The following is a 17,653-nucleotide window of genomic DNA, read 5'->3' as shown; positions in this document are numbered from 1 at the left end:
ATTAAGCCTCATTCTTTTTAGTGAAAATCTGCAAAAAAGAATAAATATAACAACCAACACAGATGGCGAATAAGCTTTCTAACAAAGCGAAAACGATCATGATGGAGGTAAAAATCAGCGCTGCATTATAAAGATCAAACAGAAATACCGCGGTAATCAAAAGGCAGAATCCAAAGCCTAAGGTTGCCGCGAACTTTTTTGGGGCCAGATCCTTCATTTTCGGCGAAAGCGAAAGCCCGTCAGCTATTTTGATGGCGATAAATTTCAACAAACTAAATTTACCTATAGTAAATGCCCTTAAAGCAAAATCAAACAGCAGGAAAACGATTGCCCAGTAATTTGAAAACACGATACAAGCAATTGCAATCGCAGCAACCATAAAGGCAATAATCCTAACTACATTTTCATTTATTCTTTCTGCTGATACCGGGCAAGATAATTCCATAGGGGCTAATTTTGCCCTAAAATTAGCGAATTAATTTAATCAGCCAATCATAAAGCTACCCACTATAATGTCATTTAACTAGGAACTAAGCTGAAAGGTGTATTGTCAATCACAGATAAAAGAATGCACACAGATAAACTCAAATACAAATCTGTGTTTATCTGTGTACATCAGTGGTAAAAAACGCCTGAATACATTCTGCAAGGGATGGTAAAAGCATTGCCTTAATTCATCCACTCAAATTTTTCACCTCGTTCTAAAATACATTCCTATATTTAGTAAAGTAAAATAACGCACTACAAAATACAGAATGGATAATTCAGAAAAATTAAACCTGCTATTAATTAAGCTGGAAAACCTGTTGCTCAGGCAACAAGGCTTTGAAGCAGAAATTCAAGCTTTAAGAAACGAGGTTAAGGCGCTGCAATCACCAGGTTCAGTATCTAAGCCTCCAACAATAAACCCCGAGCCAATCATTTCAGTACCACCAAGAAATACACCCCCGAGCTTTGTCGTACAACATTCGGCTGTTCCTCAACCTACCCCTGCGCCTATTCCTTCTCCGACAACCCAAACGCAACCTAATTTTGCCGAGAGATTTAAACGCGAAAACATGGTTAAATCTGATTTCGAAAAATTTATTGGAGAAAACCTGATTAGCAAAATTGGAATCCTGATTTTAATCATTGGTGTGGCTATTGGTGCTAAATATGCCATTGACCATGATATGATTAGTCCACTTACCAGGATTGTATTGGGTTATACCGTTGGAGCAAGTCTAATGGCTTTTGCAATAAAACTTAAAGCCAAATACGAAAATTTTTCAGCCGTTTTGGTTAGTGGTGCGATTGCCATTATGTATTTTATTACTTATGCAGCTTACGATTTCTACACCTTAATTCCTCAGGCATTGGCCTTTGCCTTAATGGTTGTATTCACCTCATTTACGGTTGTTGCAGCAATTAAGTATAACAAACAGGTTATCGCCCATATTGGTTTAGTTGGCGCTTATGCCGTGCCTTTTTTACTGAGCGATGGTTCGGGCAAGGTCGGCATTTTGTTTACCTACATGGCCATTATCAATATTGGCATCCTCGTGCTCAGTTTCAAAAAATACTGGAAGCCTTTATTCTATGCATCTTTTGGCTTAACATGGATCATCTTTTCTGCCTGGCGCTTAGATTTAAGTAACACAAACAATTACTTTAGCCTCGCATTATTATTTTCTACCCTATTTTTCCTTATTTTTTACATTACCAACCTGGCCTACAAAGTAAGCAAGAAAGAAGTTTTTGGCTTTAGCGACGTAATCATCTTACTTTTAAATTCATTTGTATACTACGGAATAGGTTATATAATATTATCAGACAATAAGAACAGCACTGAATTATTAGGCTTGTTTACGTTGGCAAATGCCGTGATCCACTTTGTGGTGAGCTTAATTATTTACAAGAAAAATCTTGCAGATAAAAATCTCTTTTACCTCATTTTGGCAATGGTGATCACCTTTATTACCATGGCTGTTCCTGTTCAGTTAGATGGCGGTTGGGTAACCATTTTCTGGGTTGTAGAGGCCGCTGTATTATTCTATTTAGCACGGATAAAAAAGATTGTTATTTATGAAAAACTTTCCTTCCCACTAATATTTCTGGCCTTTTTTAGTCTGCTGGAAGATTGGATAACTTATTATGATAGCTATAACGGAAATGCAACCGTAATCACACCAATCCTTAACGTTGGCTTTTTAACCGCATGCATATTTATTGCCTGCTTCTTCTGGATGTTCAGCATCAGCAAAAAAGAAAGTGAAGAACCCATAGCATGGGGCTGGATGAGACAGATACTCAGTTATTCCATTCCCGCTATTTTGGTTTTTGTAATCTACATTACCTTTAGGATCGAGATTTCTAAATACTTTAATAACCTCTTCGAATTGAGCAAAATCAACACTACTCCAAAAACCAGATTTTACGATTCAATCAGTGAATACAACTATAATTACAAGACCTTAAAAACAGCGTGGATTTATATTTACACCCTACTTTTTGCTGCTGCATTAAGTTATCTGAACATTAAAAAGCTAAAAAACAGCAAACTCGCTATCACTAACCTTATTATTAACATCTGGGTTATTATAGTATTTCTAACTTTTGGACTCTACAAACTAAGTGAGCTTAGGGATGCCTATTTAATTCCCGAAAGTAAATATTTCATTATTGGTTCATTTAATATTGGCATCAGGTATGTAGCAATCGCTTTTTTTGCTTTATTGATTGTACAATGCTACCAGTTGCAGCGTTCAGGATTATTAAAAAAAGATTTGAAAACCATGTTTGATTACCTGCTTTATCTTTCCCTCTTGTGGATCATCAGCAGCGAATTGATCAATATTTTAGAACTATCACATTCAGAAGGAAGTTATAAACTGGGATTGAGCATCCTTTGGGGCATATTCTCATTATTCTTAATTAGCATGGGCCTGGCCAAAAACAAAAAACACCTGCGTATTGGTGCCATGGTTTTATTTGGGATAACGTTGATCAAACTTTTCTTTTACGACATCTATTCTTTAAGCACGATCTCCAAAACCATAGTTTTTGTGTCATTAGGTGTGTTATTGCTCATCATTTCTTTCCTTTATAACAAATACAAACATTTAATTATAGACGATGCTAAAATTGAAAATTAACCTATTCACCTTGCTTTTGCTTTGCGCCACCATGGCAAATGCACAAACCAATACTTACAAATTTAAGCGGAGTATAACGGGTGTTAATTCTGTTTGGCATAAAATGGCACTGCCAGATGATTTGTATAAAAAAGCAAATGCAGGTTTCGAAGATTTAAGGATTTTTGGCATCAATGGAAAAGATACCACAGAAGTTCCTTACCTGTTAAAACAGCGTGCCGATAAGGTAACTACAAACGATATTGCATTTAAACAGATTAACCAGAGTGCCAACCCAAATGGTTATTATTATACTTTTCAATCGCCCGGAATAAATTTAATCAACCAGATTAATTTGGCTTTTAAACAAGAAAACTTCGATTGGAAACTTACCATCGAAGGTAGTAACGATAATAAAGAATGGTTTTCGATCTTAACCGACTATAGAATTCTTTCGATTAAGAACAACGATACAGATTACCAATTTACCAAATTGAATTTTCCTGATTCGAAATATCAATATTATAGGATTGCGGTAAAAAGCCCAATGCAGCCCGAATTATTGGAAGCAAAAATTTCGAAAACAGATACTATAAAGGGAATCTATCAGCAGGTTAAGTATCAATCTTTTGATCTTAAAAACGACGTATCCAAAAAGGAAACAGTTATTGATGTAGCCTTGACCAATCCGGTCCCCCTATCCTATTTAAAGTTGAACGCGCAAAGTGATTTCGATTTCTACCGTTCCATCAAAATTGAATATGCAACGGATAGTTTTAAAACCGACCAAGGCATTCAGTACAATTATGCGGATCTTTATGAAGGCACGATAAGTTCTCTGGAAGAGCCAGCATTCAATTTCCCTAATACCATTACGTCCAGATTAAAAATCACAATCCAAAATAACGACAATAAGCCGTTACGTTTAAGCGGCTTACAGTTAAAAGGAAATATTTATGAAATTATTGCCAGGTTTGACGAACCAAAAGATGAATATGCCTTATATTATGGCAATGAAAAAGCTACAGGTCCGGTTTATGAAATTGAAAAATTTGAAAGTAAGATCCCTACAAATCTAACCAGTGTAAACATTGGAGCAGAACAGCAAAACCCTGCCTATTCCGTTAAAATAGAAAAACCATTATTTGAAAACAAAGCATGGCTTTGGGTATTAATGGCGGTGATTATTGCGCTATTGGGCTGGTTTTCATTTAAAATGTTGAGGAATTAAGATTTATAATTAAAGATGAGTTTATTAAAAAAGTTATTTGGACAAAAAGAAGAAGCGATAAAATCAAATGAAGATTTCTGGACCTGGTTCAAGAAAAATGAAAAAGATTTTTTCAAGGTGGTTAAAACACATGGAGACTTTGAAAAAGACTTCTTCAATAAACTTTCACCAAAATTGGCCGAATTGAAAGATGGTTATTTCTTTTTAACAGGAATGATAAACGATACTACTGCTGAGTTGGTTCTTACAGCAGATGGGAATATTAAAAATATCGTTTTTGTAGAAGAACTAGTTGCTGCAGCACCAAAAATTGAGGGCTGGACCGTTACCGCACTAAAATCACCCTTAGCTATAGAAAATGTAAACATAAACATGGGTAATTATCAGTTTAATAGAGAAAATTTAAAATTTTATTATACCGAGCACACAAACTTTCCGGATGAAATAGATGTAACCATTGTTCACGACGATTTGAACGAACAAAATTCCAAGGCGATCACTAACGGTGTATACATTTTTCTTGATAATTACCTGGGAGAGCTGAACTTCGCAACTACAATCGATCGTTTAAAGATAGTTGGAAAAGAACAGCTGCAAAAAGAACTTATTCCGATAGAAAAATTAAAAGATTTTTTGATCTGGCGTGAGAAAGAGTTTATAGAAAAATACGATGGTATAAGGCATAGTACTGAAAATGATAGCTATAACATGTTGGAGGCCCAGTTAGAAAATGGAAATCCATTGATTGCTGTTGTAAATACCGACTTATTATCATGGGAGGATAAAGCGTCGCACCCGTGGATTTTAAATATTGAAATTAGATTTTCTTCTGACGGGAATGGTTTACCCGCTAAAGAAGAGTATGATCAATTAAATGATCTGGAAGATGAAATCTTAATATTACTAAAAGATATTGATGGATATTTAAATATTGGCAGAGAGACTGCCAATGGCACAAGAGAAATCTTTTACGCCTGCAAAGAATTTAGGAAACCCTCAAAAATAATGCACCAGATCATCGCAAAATATGCCGACAGATTTCAAATATCTTACGAAATTTACAGAGATAAATATTGGCAATCATTTAATAGATTTATAGGCAACTAAACAAACCATGAAGAACATTTTCCAACCCGCAGTAACGAGCGAAATTATTGAAAGAATTAACAAGCTTACTCCAGCTACCACTCAACTTTGGGGTAAAATGAACGTTGCACAGATGCTGGCACATTGCAATGTAACTTACGAAATGGTTTACGATGATATTCATCCAAAACCGGGGCCAATAATGAAGTTTATCCTGAAAAAACTAGTCAAAAGCAAAGTAGTAAGCGAAAAGCCTTATCCTAAAAATAATCAGACAGCCCCTCAATTTATTATTAAAGACGAGAAAGATTTTGAAAAAGAGAAAATGCGTTTAATCGGTTACATTAATCAAACCCAACAACTCGGCGAAAATCATTTCGACGGGAAAAAATCACATTCATTTGGCCCATTAGCAAAAACGGAGTGGAACAATATGTTTTATAAACACCTGGACCACCATTTAGCACAATTTGGGGCTTAGCCAGGAGCATAACCGCAAATTATTGTCCAAATTGCCCCCTTAAATCGTCACTTTTAAACCTTACACAGACTAAAAATCTTGCCTAACTTGTGGTAACACAAAAAAATTTATATAAATGGCAAAACCACTTGTAACATGCCTTTGGTTTGACGGACAAGCCGAAGCAGCAGCAAAATACTATTGTACAGTTTTTAAAGATTCCAAAATTACACAAGTAATCCCTATGGTAGTTACTTTCGAATTAAACGGAAATAAATTTATGGGCCTTAATGGCGGTCCACAGTTTAAATTTGATGAAGCTATTTCTCTTATGGTAAACTGCGACAGTCAGGAAGAAATAGATTATTATTGGGATACTTTCTTAAATGACGGGGGCACAGAAAGCGTTTGCGGATGGTTAAAGGATAAATTCGGACTTTCATGGCAAATTGTTCCGTCAAACATCGGTGAGCTGATGGCAACGCCCGAAAGAGCAAAAAGAGTAATGGACGCCGTTATGAAAATGAAAAAGCTTGATATGAAAAAAATGGAAGAGGCATAATTTTTAACTTCTACACCATTTGAGTTACAAAGAAAATTACTTATCTTAGATTATATGAAAAGATTAACGATTTTAACCGCGTTAATCATCCCTATATTTCTTTGTACCTCCTGGGGGTTCTTTGCACATCAAAGGATAAACAACCTTGCTGTTTTCACTTTGCCTTCTGACATGATCGGTTTCTATAAAAGGAATATCAAATACATTACTGAACATGCCGTTGATCCCGATAAACGCAGGTATGCTGATACGCTCGAAGCACCACGGCATTACCTCGATGTGGAGAACTATGAGAAAAATATAGATAGTATACCCGAAAAATGGGATGATGCCCTAGCTAAATATGGCAAAAAAAAGCTGAACACCGATGGTATTATCCCCTGGCAAATACAGCGTAGTTATTATGCTTTAGTTAAAGCCTTTAAAATGCGTGATTCGGTAAAAATCCTAAAATATTCTGCAGACCTGGGGCATTACATTGGTGATGCACATGTTCCTTTACACACTACTGCCAATCACAATGGCCAACTTACCAATCAGGTAGGTATACATGCCTTTTGGGAAAGCCGTTTGCCCGAATTATTTTCAACTCATTACAATTTTGTTGTTGGCAAAGCAGATTATATTGAAAATCCATTACAAGAAATCTGGAAAATACTTAAACACACGCACAGTTTGGTTGATACCGTATTAACTTTCGAAGCTGAACTGAACGCATCATTTCCTTCCGACAAAAAGTATAGCTTTTCTGAAAGGAATAATACTGTAATGAAACAATACTCCACAGCCTATTCAAAAGCCTACGATACTAAAATGAATAACATGGTAGAAAAGCAAATGCGTGCTGCCATATTAAAAACTGGATCATTCTGGTATTCTGCCTGGGTTGATGCTGGCCAGCCAAGGCTTAAAAGCCTGATTAAAACAGCGTTATTACCTGATGAGAAAATAGAAAGTGAGGTGGTAGAAAAGAAATATCAAAATGGTTCCCTAATTGGTAGGGAACTATAATTATGCTTTTGTATCCTCTCCTTCAATAATTGCCTCAATCTTTTTAGGCTGAAAACGGCTCCTAACAGCTGCCCAGACGGCGGGAACAAAAGTTACAACAGCGATAAAAATAATAACCAATTCGAAGTTGTTTTTAATTACCGGAATCTGTCCTAATAAATAACCGCCTAACAATAATGCAAATATCCAGGCTACTCCACCAATAATGTTATAATAGGTAAAACGACCAAAAGGCATTTTGGCTATTCCAGCTACAAATGGTGCAATTGTTCTGAAAATTGGCAGAAACCTACTCAACATAATGGCCTTACCGCCATGTTTCTCAAAAAATTCGTGAGATTGATGATAATATTTAAGCTTCAAAATCTTATTTTTTTCTTTAAATACACCTGCACCTAAAACACTCCCGAGTTTGTAGTTAACTGTATTCCCTAAAATTGCTGCTACAATTAAAATAACAAGCATGATCCAGATATTTAAACCAGTTTCATGTTCGCCAGCAATTAAAGCGCCCATTGCAAAAAGCAACGAATCACCAGGCAGGAATGGTGTTACCACAAAACCAGTCTCGGCAAAAATGATCAGGAATAGAATGAGGTAAGTCCAGGTACGGTATTCGTTAACAATTTCAGCTAAATGTACGTCTATATGAAGAATAAAATCTATAAGCTGCTGTAGTAGTTCCATTTATCTAATTTTGGGCAAAAGTATGAATATCAAAGGGATTAAATGCTAGTGTATTGCAATAAAATTAGTTGGCAGAGATGATTCGATTTTTAAGTTCTCCCTTTTTATCGCCATCAAATAATATAAGGTAAACTCTACCATTATTAATATTAAGAGAATCTAAGCGTGGTACCACAGGCGGTGGGTTTGTCGCAGTAGGACTCGTTAATTTAAAGGCAAATTTCATGTTTTTATTAACTTTAACCTTTAAAGTTTTAATCGCTCCATACGCAATTGTAGATTCTACAGGTTTGGCCGTATTTGTGCTATCGGTAATTACAACACTAGAGCCTAGTGTGTAACCAAGGTTTAAAAAAGTTAATTTAGCTGAATCAAGATCTGGTTTTACATCATCGGTATAAACTTTCAGTTTTGCAGGATCACCAGTTTTTTCTTTATAGTAAAACACAGAATAATTCTGCCCGATTTTAAATGTTTGATCTCCTAATAAAGCTACGTCAACACCTGTATTTATATTTCGTGTGGTTATATTATAAGCAGCATCGCCAGCAACGACTACATAACTTGTGTTTGTATTGTAAGCAACAGGTGTTCCTATTTGTATTCCATTTAAATAGAAACTTTGCGTAGTGTCAGTCGAAGCGGCATGAAAGAATCGAACTTTGGCATCACCTTCAATTAAATTATCGTTTTTGATGCATGAACTGATTAAAACGGCAAGTATAAGAAGTAGAAATATTTTAGGAAACAATACTTTGTTTTTCATAATTAATCGCTGATGCTAATAAAACGTAAAGATAGCAGAAAGCATATTAAACTTTGAAATTAATTATCGGTAATGATATGTGCTTCTAAGGTTGCTGCTGTTGTACCGCTAAACCAAATGGTATATATCTTCCCCCCTTCTAAAGCTGTACTTTGTATGGTTTTAACATTACCAGAGCCTACTACATTATATCTTAAATTGAATCCGGTATCTACTGTAAAGTAGCTTGATGCTTCTTTAAAAGCCAATCCATTAACAAACTGGGTACCGCCCTGTACCATAACGTTTATGCCCGTGGCAAAATTTGGCGTCAGATTAATCAGTTTGATTTTAGCTTTATCTGACTCGTTATTACTTAAATTATCTTCATAACTTACTATTTCCATCTCCCCTTTTTTATTGGTAACCAAAAAAGTAGTGTAGGTAATAGATGGCGTAAAGTTTAAAGAGGTATCTGTAGTTGTACTGTTTGTTCCGGCATAAGAAACGCTTCTATTACCAGAAGGTATTTTTACATAATCGCTGGTTTCGCCAAAGGCTAAAGCAGCAGTAGTTAGTTTTTCATTATCTAAATAAACATCCTGATGCACATCGGCCTGCGATGCATTGACCATTTTTACCTTGGCCTGGCCTTTTACTACCTCATCTGGATTCTCCTTTTTACAGGATGATAGGCCTATAATACATAAAACGGTGAGCAAAATCAGTGATTTCGAGAGATTGTTATAGATTTTCATTGGTTGGGTTAGTTGATTATAAACAAAAATGGCTCGGTCAAAAACCAAGCCACTTTGTCAATAAAACTAATAAATTAGTTTTTTATTAATAACTATTATTTAGCATAACAGGCATCACCAACATTAAAACGTCCTCATTTTCATCATTGGTTTGTGGAATTAAAAGACCTGCTCTGTTCGGTGTCGAAAGTTCTAAAGTAACTTCGTCACCGCTTAGGTTACTTAACATCTCGATCAAAAAGCGTGCATTAAAGCCTATTTCAAGGTCTTCGCCGTCATACTGGCAACTTAAACGCTCGTGTGCTTCGTTAGCAAAATCTAAATCTTCTGAAGAGATATTTAATTCGCTTCCGCTAATTTTCAGTCTTACCTGATGTGTCGTTTTATTCGCAAAAATTACAACCCTACGAAGTGTATTTAAAAACAAACTTCTATCGATAATTAGCTTGTTAGGATTATTTGTTGGAATTACCGCCTCATAATCTGGATAGCGCTCGTCTATTAAACGACACACTAAATTGATATTTTCGAACTTAAAGAAAGCGCTTGTTGCATTATAATCTACTGATACATTAATATCAGTAGAAGGTAAAGCAGCCTTCAAAAGTGTTAAAGCTTTTTTAGGGAGAATAAATGAGGTTGCTTTATCTGCCTTGCTATCCATACGGCGGTATCTCACCAATTTATGTGCATCGGTAGCTACAAAGGTAATGTGCTGAGGGGATAACTGACAGAATACACCTGTCATAGCCGGGCGCAACTCATCGTTACTTACTGCAAAAATAGTTTTTGTAATGGCTTCCGTTAAAACAGACGCAGGTAGGTTTACAGAAGACGCGTTTTCCACTATTGGAATCTTCGGAAAATCGTCACCATTTTCACCACTTAATTTATATTTACCATCTCCGGCACTGATCTCGATCGCAAAAGTACTATCATCGATATTAAATGCGATGGGCTGATCTGGCAATGTTTTAAGTGTATCTAATAAAATTTTAGATGGAACAGCTACTTTACCTTCTTCCTTTGATTCTACAGCCAAAGCAGTTGTCATGCTGGTTTGCAGATCGGTAGCAGAGATAGTTAAGTTTCCATCTTTAATTTCGAAGAGAAAATTTTCTAATATAGGCAAAACCGTACTGCTGCTTGATGCACCATTTACGGTTTGTAAATGTTTTAATAGAGTTGATGTGGATACAATAAATCTCATGATATTATTTAGTCTTCTTCAAAAATATAAAAATTATTTAGCGTACTTGTATTTGCGGTGATAATGTTGAAAAATCGCAAAGAATATTAACAATAGCAAGGGTGCCACCACATTTATAAATTGCCATTTCGTTTTTTTGAGTTTAATTTTGGCTTTATCCAACAATCTAATTTTTACTTCTTTATTCCGTAGCGCAATTAAGTTGTCATTATCTGTAAAATAATCAACAATATTGAGCAATAAGGCCTTATTACCAAAAGTACGCTGCGAATAACGGTCGAAACCTAACGGAAAGGGGGTTCCATTTTGCTCCGATACCTGATTTTTAAAAATATCGCCATCTCCTATCACAATCATTTTAGCCGGTTTGCTTATCCTTTCTAAGGTATAAGGTTGTGTAATGGTAGCTGGCAAAGGTCGCCCGGCAAAAACCGAAGGAAAATTACCTTCCAACATTAAACCAACATGCTGTGGTTTACTTTGGAAAGACCGCGGATCTAACTGTTCACTTACCATTTGCAAGCTAAACAATTTCGGCACATTATACACTTTATTATAAGGAGATGTAGCTAAAATATACGATTTTTTTAAGCCTTTAACACCAATAGTATCTACTGTACTGGGAAATTCAGATTTTACACCATCCAGCTTTTTCACAACACTTTCTACAGTATCGGGCAATAAAATTGGGTAATAGATCCATGGCACCAATTGCATTTGGTTCTGCCCGCCTACAACTCCTGTAGAAACTGGGATTTCGGCACTGTTTGCCGGATCGGCAATAATATTATAATTAATCCTTGCGCCATACATAAAAAGCATATCATCAAGGTTCAAGTTACTGTTAACAGCCATCTGCCCACTTTTTCCGCGCAGGCTATCCAATTCGGCATTTACCTGATCAATGCTCCAAAGCACTCTTCCACCGTTCATTACGAAATAGTTGATTTTGTATTTCTCCGTTTCAGTAAAAGGTTTTTTGGGTTTGGCGATAATCAACATTTTCAATTTATCAAGCCCTGCTTTATCAATACTATTTAAATCAATACGGCCAACCAGATAGCTGCTAGATAGGGTGTGAATGGCATCAGCCAATTGTAAATCGGAAAGTTCGCCATTTGATTCCGAAAAACCAATCCGGGGGTTATCACCCGAAAGTACTTTCTTTAAACTCGAAGTAAAAATATATTCCAGGTTTTCAATAGAGCGGTTTATATTGTCTTCATAATTTCCGCGGGTATCTAAATTTTGAAAGAGTTTGATGGGAAATTCTCTTCCTTCGCTTTCCATCATAGCCATCGGAAATACGAGTTTCTGCGTTAATCCATTTTCAGTTTTAACACTTAAATTGGTTGCTTCTATACCTCTTTCATATAAATTATTGATCACGGTATCTTGATCAGCCTGATTAAGTCCCGCTATCGGATCAACAAACGCCACCTTAACCTCGGTTTTAGCATAGGCCTGGTAATCAGATAAAATATCCGACACCGCAGCCTGCAGTCGTTTAAAAGCAGGTGGTAACTCTCCCGCTAAAAATACAGTAATGATTACCGGTTTTTTATTTTGCTCCAATAAAAATTTCGTTTTATCACTTAAAGTAAAACGTTTATCGGCAGTAAAATCAAAACGATGAAAAGCGTACTGACCCGCGATATTTAAAATAATTAACACGGCTATAACGATGATAGCATTAAGCCATTTATTCTTCAGCTTCATTATCGTTTCCCTCCTATTATTAATTTGGTGAACAATAAAAACAGCACAGAAAATGAAATAAAGTAAATCAGATCTCTGGTGTCTAAAACACCACGGCTTATCGAAGTATAATGTTGATTAATCCCTAAATTACTAATGATGTTCTCCATACTTTGAAATGCAGCAAGCTGACTGCTGTAATCAAAACCTAAAAAAGCGAATGCACATAATGCAGCACTGATCACAAAGGCAATTACCTGATTTTTAGTCAATGCAGAGGAGAAAATGCCCATGGATGTAAACGCAGCACCCAGTAAAAATAAACCGATATAAGATCCAATAACCGATCCTGAATCGATATTTCCTTCAGGAAAACCCAGCTTTGAAATGCTATAGTAATAAATTAACGTTGGGATTAGGGCAAAAAGTACCAGAACTAAACTCGCTAAATACTTTGCCACAACAATCTGCCAGATTTGGATGGGCCTGGTAATTAAAAGCTCATAGGTTCCCTCTCTCCGCTCTTCGGCAAAAGAGCGCATGGTAATGGCCGGAATGAGAAACATGAAAAGATAAGGCACCAAACTGAAAAAACCATCAAGTTCGGCATAACCATAATCAAGTACCGAGGTATCAGGAAAAAACCAAAGTAACAGACCAGAAACCAATAGAAAAATGCCAATGGTAATATAAGCAACCATCGAACTTAAGAAACTGAATAACTCGCGTTTAAAAACTGCGTACATGTGCTATTAAAACGCCGAAGTTAACCATTTATTCCTGCAAATTTAAAAGGAATTGATTAAATACGGCCATTATCAAATCGGCAATAATTAAATTTAAAAAGAGGCTGTATCATAAATTTCGAATTGTCATCCTGGGAGATAATTTATTGTATAAAATCAATACGGATGACAGGTGAATTTTAAAGAGTTGAGTCGATTAGAAGTATCGTCATCTCGACCGTAGTGGAGAGATCTTTTAACATAGATCCAAAGATCTCTCCACTACGCGGTGCTTCGGTCGAGATGACGATCATTCTATTTAAGTCTGTCAATAGCAGCCTGTCGAAGCACTTAGTTAAATAACCTTATTATGTGTTTCGACAGGCTCTCCGTAGGCGTTCTTTGTACAACATGACAAAATCTGAGGAGAAATTGTCTTTATAATACATCCTCTTCTTATTTTCCGGTTTGGTTTAGAAAGAAAAGCCTACTCCTACTGAGAAAACTTTATTTTTAAAAGTAATCTCGTCCGAGAGATCAGAATCTGCTATACTACTTAATCCCAATCCGTAACCTGCATGAATATTAAAGCCATTGTTTAATTGATAACCAGCCAGAAAGTTTAAGCCAAAATCAGTCCGTTTAAATTCTGATTCTGCTTCACCAAATTTGATATCTTCTTTTATCGAGCCATATTTACCATTTGCGCTTAAGGCGTAAGCAAAGTACGGTCCAGCACCCAGAAACACTTTACCAGCGCTTCCAACTTTAAAATTCGCCAATAAATTTACCGGTAGCTCCAGATATTTAAAGTTTAATGTTGCCTCTTCAGTTGTTGCAATGTCATTCTCTTCAAAGTTAATGTCCCCGCTGGCCAGTTTAGTTCCTTTGTTTATAAAAGTTAAACCGGGTTGAATCGAAATTACATCAGACAGCACAAATTCGGCCGTACCGCCAACATAATAAGATGTTTTTGCATCAAAACTTACCGATGCGTTTCCTGATGATATGGTCATGTTTGGAAAGGCTACCCCTGCTTTCACGCCAAAAATTACAGGTTTGTTTGTTTGAGCTGAAGCTGCAAGGCCTAAACCTGCAACTGTTAATAAAGATAATACTAATTTTTTCATCTGATTTTTTTGAAAATTGTTTTTTTAGTTTCCCTGCCCTTGCCTATTTGGCAAAAACAGTACAATGATAAACAAACTAACTTGATAGTTAAAATTATTTTGTAACCGATGAAACCTTAAATAGCTGATAAACAACAAAGCCCCCAATTTCTTGGAGGCTTTGCAATAAATTAAGGTTTTTATTACAAACCGAATGCGAATGCAGCGCGGATACCAATAAACGATGAGGTAGAGCCATTTCTCGCCCAACCTTCATAACGTATTCCTAAATCAATACTTGATTTATCAGCTACCGAAAAAGATGCACCTAAAGTTGGGGCATACGCAAAAGCTGTACTTGATCCCTCTCCAGTACCAAAAGCAGCACCTAATTCACCAGCGCCATAAAAATTGCCACCAAAATAATATTTAGCACCAACCTTTACTGGGATAGCACCTTCATTCTTAAGGTCTGCACCTAAGGCTTTAAAAGCATCCTTATACTCTTTTTTGTAAGAGAAAGACAGATATCCAGCAGAACCTGTTAAATTTAAGGATTTAGCAACATTTAACTCACCTTGAACTGAACCGCCAAAGCCTAAATTATAAACATCCCCAAAATCTCCAATTGGCAATGCGAACTCTGGTCCAACACTAATTTTGTTAACTGCTCCTTCTGTTTGAGCTGAAGCTGCAAAACCCAGGCCTGCAACCATTAATAAAGAAAGTAATACTTTTTTCATGTGATTTTTATTTATTGTTCGTTAATTATTTTGCATTTATAGACAAGCATGATGCCAAAAACGTTACAAACAAAATAAAAAAAGCAAAAATAGACACACAAAATACTGACTAACAAATTGTTATACACATTAAAAATTTATTCCAAAAAGTTGTAAATCCTAACTTGCGCTTATATACTGTAGGCTTTGATGAACAAATTGAAGAAAGGAAAAAATAATCTTAAGTTATTGGCTATAGTCCAAAAACGTAAGCAAATCTGATTCCAACAAAACCTTTGGTATTTGTCTTATTTAAATCGGATAACTCATTTTTACCCGTCCATGCTTCATATCTGATCCCTAAATCGAGTTTATTTTCGCCAGATAGCTTAAATTGATTTCCTATACCAGGCGACCAAACAAATAAAGTTTTTTGTCCATTATTTAATGGCAATGCTGCCCCTAACTGCCCTTCGGCGTAAAAACTTTCTCCCAGCTGATATTTCAAGCCGGCTTTAACTGGTATAAAGGTTAAATCCTGAACCTTAAAAAGCTGGTTTCGCTTACCAAAAAAATTCATAAAACCTCCGTTTAAGGATATGGCAAAATCAGCAGCTATTGGGAAATTGGCTTTTATTGATGCGCCTAAACCTATACCAGATAAATTAACGAAGTTACCCGACGGCAAACCTATTTCGGCACCAATACCAATATTAGGGGTATTCTGGGCTTTCAATATAACAGGTGTTAAAAATAGAAGAACTATTAAGGCGTTTTTTATTTTTTGGCAAAGCATGAATTAAGCAGTAAGTTTTCTAAAAATATCTTCTAATGATTGTTGTTGGTGCATTTTTTTTAGGCCTTCAAGCGAATCTTTCGCTACAATTTTACCTTTGCTAATGATGATGATGTCATCGCAAATGGCTTCCACCTCTTGCATAATGTGGGTAGAAATGACAACCGTTTTAGCTGCACCTAATGTTTTGATGAGCTGTCTGATATCAACCAATTGGTTCGGGTCTAAGCCAGAAGTAGGCTCATCTAAAATTAAAACCGCCGGATTATGGATCATCGCCTGGGCCAAACCTACCCTTTGACGATACCCTTTAGATAACATGCCGATTTTTTTATGCTGCTCTGGTGTTAAGCCTACCATTTTGATGACTTCATCAATCCGCGCAGGCAAATTGGCAAGTTTATAGGTTTGACCAACAAAATTTAAAAATTCCTTTACGTACATATCAGCGTAAAGCGGCGTATTTTCAGGCAGGTAACCAATATGCTTTTTAGCTTCAAGGGCATCAGAAAAAATACTTTTACCAAAAATTTCGGCCTCACCTGAGGTAGGTTCTAAATAACCTGTAAGCATACGCATGGTAGTAGATTTGCCGGCTCCATTAGGGCCAAGAAAACCCAAAATACGACCTGGCCTGGCTTCAAAGCTAATTGAATCAACCGCCTTTTGCTTATCGTAATGTTTAGAAAGATTTTTAACTGAAATACTCATTTTGTGTTTTTTACGACAGATTTGTACAGATAAACACAGATTTTATAATTGGTAAACCGATCTGTATTCATCCTTTCCATTTGCGGTTAGTTTATATGCGCTGAACTTAACTTTTTATTATACCTAAACTTATCCAGTTCTTCTGATGCCTGTGGTAAATTATCGCCCGACAAAATATCGGCACCGTTATTAACCAAATGATAATAAACATTTTTTACAGGACTGGCAATGGCACTCCTGTCGATATTCCCCATAGTGCCTAAAATAGTGGTAATGCCCTTGTTGTGCAGGTATTGGTACAATTCTTTATCTGGAGCAGAAACACCGACGAAAGCTACAATACGGTTATTGGGAATACCCAAGCTATTTAAACGTTTCAATTCTGCTTTCTTTTGAACGGAAGCCGAAATCATGAGTTCGGGTGCCAATTGATGCACCTCCTTGGCCTGGTTGGCAGTATAAGTAATGATTATTGAATTACTTTCTACTTTATATTGTCTTACCTTTTCGATCACTTTGGCATAAGAAACACCTTTTTTCAAATCGATGGTTAATAAAACTTTCCCTTTGCTCCAGCTTAATACACTATCTAAAGTAGGAATTTTAAATTTTGTTTCTTTGCCCCCATTGTCTTTAAGATTGAAAGCCTTCAGTTCCTCATAAGTATAATTGCCAATCGGTCCTTTCCCGGTCGAAGTGCGATCGAGCTTATCATCGTGCATAATCACCATTACCGAATCTTTACTGTAAGCAATGTCGAATTCGATAATTACTGGATTATAGGTGGTGGCATTATCAAATGTTTCGATGCAGTTTTCAGGGAAACCAGGCATCGGGCCACCACGATGGGCACTGATTAATGGAAAACGGTTTTCTGGAGACCATTTTAAGAATTGATATAACTCCGTGGTTGTATTAAACTTAATATATTGATGGCTTTTTTCTTCTGGTTTGCATGAGGTAAAAACTGCAACCATAACCAAAAACAGCAAATGATGGAATTTCATGCTTCAAAAGTAAGGTTAATTG

The 17,653-nt window shown here is 36.2% G+C and carries 18 protein-coding genes; 6 read left to right on the top strand and 12 right to left on the bottom strand.

Features of this window, described 5'->3' with window-relative positions; all coding sequences use genetic code 11:
• Position 1 precedes the first annotated feature (1 nt).
• Positions 2–445 carry a DUF4395 domain-containing protein gene (locus tag ACTJKN_RS04680; RefSeq protein WP_440823108.1) on the bottom strand — a complete coding sequence of 148 codons (444 nt, stop codon included), beginning with the start codon at positions 443–445 and terminating at the stop codon, positions 2–4.
• Positions 446–755: 310 nt separating this feature from the next.
• Here ACTJKN_RS04680 and ACTJKN_RS04675 point away from each other — a divergent pair, with 310 nt between their 5' ends.
• From ACTJKN_RS04675 to ACTJKN_RS04650, 6 genes are all read left to right on the top strand, one after another.
• The gene (locus ACTJKN_RS04675) at positions 756–3,134 is read left to right on the top strand and encodes a DUF2339 domain-containing protein (RefSeq protein ID WP_440823105.1); all 2,379 of its coding nucleotides are present in this window, start codon (positions 756–758) and stop codon (positions 3,132–3,134) included.
• On the top strand, positions 3,115–4,344 hold the full coding sequence (locus ACTJKN_RS04670) for a DUF3999 family protein (protein WP_440823103.1): 1,230 nt from the start codon (positions 3,115–3,117) through the stop codon (positions 4,342–4,344). Before ACTJKN_RS04675 ends, ACTJKN_RS04670 begins: the two co-directional genes overlap by 20 nt.
• Positions 4,345–4,359: 15 nt before the next feature.
• Positions 4,360–5,451: a DUF695 domain-containing protein gene (locus ACTJKN_RS04665; protein WP_440823102.1), complete on the top strand. Its 1,092-nt coding sequence runs from the start codon at positions 4,360–4,362 to the stop codon at positions 5,449–5,451.
• Positions 5,452–5,458: 7 nt separating this feature from the next.
• Positions 5,459–5,911, top strand: a complete 453-nt coding sequence (locus ACTJKN_RS04660) for a DUF1569 domain-containing protein (protein WP_440823100.1) — start codon at positions 5,459–5,461, stop codon at positions 5,909–5,911.
• A gap of 115 nt (positions 5,912–6,026) precedes the next feature.
• On the top strand, positions 6,027–6,452 hold the full coding sequence (locus tag ACTJKN_RS04655) for a VOC family protein (protein WP_440823099.1): 426 nt from the start codon (positions 6,027–6,029) through the stop codon (positions 6,450–6,452).
• A 54-nt stretch (positions 6,453–6,506) separates the two neighbouring features.
• Positions 6,507–7,463: a zinc dependent phospholipase C family protein gene (locus ACTJKN_RS04650; RefSeq protein ID WP_440823097.1), complete on the top strand. Its 957-nt coding sequence runs from the start codon at positions 6,507–6,509 to the stop codon at positions 7,461–7,463.
• Here the strand turns inward: ACTJKN_RS04650 and ACTJKN_RS04645 are convergent, their stop codons facing one another.
• The 11 genes from ACTJKN_RS04645 to ACTJKN_RS04595 all read right to left on the bottom strand — a co-directional run bounded on the left by ACTJKN_RS04645 (position 7,464) and on the right by ACTJKN_RS04595 (position 17,631).
• Complete coding sequence (locus tag ACTJKN_RS04645) at positions 7,464–8,150, bottom strand: DedA family protein (RefSeq protein ID WP_440823095.1); 687 nt, start codon at positions 8,148–8,150, stop codon at positions 7,464–7,466.
• 64 nt (positions 8,151–8,214) lie between these two features.
• A complete protein-coding gene (locus tag ACTJKN_RS04640) occupies positions 8,215–8,916 on the bottom strand; it encodes a DUF4397 domain-containing protein (RefSeq protein WP_440823093.1) in 702 nt (233 codons plus the stop codon).
• Positions 8,917–8,975: 59 nt separating this feature from the next.
• Positions 8,976–9,653, bottom strand: a complete 678-nt coding sequence (locus tag ACTJKN_RS04635) for a DUF4397 domain-containing protein (protein WP_440823092.1) — start codon at positions 9,651–9,653, stop codon at positions 8,976–8,978.
• Positions 9,654–9,738: 85 nt separating this feature from the next.
• Positions 9,739–10,863 carry a DNA polymerase III subunit beta gene (gene dnaN, locus ACTJKN_RS04630; protein ID WP_055914665.1) on the bottom strand — a complete coding sequence of 375 codons (1,125 nt, stop codon included), beginning with the start codon at positions 10,861–10,863 and terminating at the stop codon, positions 9,739–9,741.
• Positions 10,864–10,896: 33 nt separating this feature from the next.
• The gene (gene gldG / locus ACTJKN_RS04625; protein WP_440823090.1) at positions 10,897–12,582 is read right to left on the bottom strand and encodes a gliding motility-associated ABC transporter substrate-binding protein GldG; all 1,686 of its coding nucleotides are present in this window, start codon (positions 12,580–12,582) and stop codon (positions 10,897–10,899) included.
• Positions 12,582–13,307 carry a gliding motility-associated ABC transporter permease subunit GldF gene (gene gldF, locus ACTJKN_RS04620; RefSeq protein ID WP_440823088.1) on the bottom strand — a complete coding sequence of 242 codons (726 nt, stop codon included), beginning with the start codon at positions 13,305–13,307 and terminating at the stop codon, positions 12,582–12,584. Before gldF ends, gldG begins: the two co-directional genes overlap by 1 nt.
• Before the next feature lie 452 nt (positions 13,308–13,759).
• Complete coding sequence (locus ACTJKN_RS04615) at positions 13,760–14,416, bottom strand: porin family protein (protein WP_440823086.1); 657 nt, start codon at positions 14,414–14,416, stop codon at positions 13,760–13,762.
• A gap of 182 nt (positions 14,417–14,598) precedes the next feature.
• Positions 14,599–15,138, bottom strand: a complete 540-nt coding sequence (locus ACTJKN_RS04610) for a hypothetical protein (protein ID WP_440823084.1) — start codon at positions 15,136–15,138, stop codon at positions 14,599–14,601.
• A 232-nt stretch (positions 15,139–15,370) separates the two neighbouring features.
• Complete coding sequence (locus ACTJKN_RS04605; protein WP_440823082.1) at positions 15,371–15,853, bottom strand: hypothetical protein; 483 nt, start codon at positions 15,851–15,853, stop codon at positions 15,371–15,373.
• A 63-nt stretch (positions 15,854–15,916) separates the two neighbouring features.
• Positions 15,917–16,624, bottom strand: coding sequence for an ATP-binding cassette domain-containing protein (locus ACTJKN_RS04600; protein WP_440823080.1), 708 nt, complete (start codon positions 16,622–16,624; stop codon positions 15,917–15,919).
• An 86-nt stretch (positions 16,625–16,710) separates the two neighbouring features.
• Entirely contained in the window at positions 16,711–17,631 is a 921-nt protein-coding gene (locus tag ACTJKN_RS04595; RefSeq protein WP_440823078.1) for a glycerophosphodiester phosphodiesterase family protein, read from the bottom strand.
• Positions 17,632–17,653: the final 22 nt, after the last annotated feature.

Source organism: Pedobacter sp. 22163 (assembly GCF_052045595.1).
Classification (GTDB): domain Bacteria; phylum Bacteroidota; class Bacteroidia; order Sphingobacteriales; family Sphingobacteriaceae; genus Pedobacter.
Note: the sequence above shows the minus strand (reverse complement) of the source record. Positions and strands in the feature narration are given on the sequence as shown.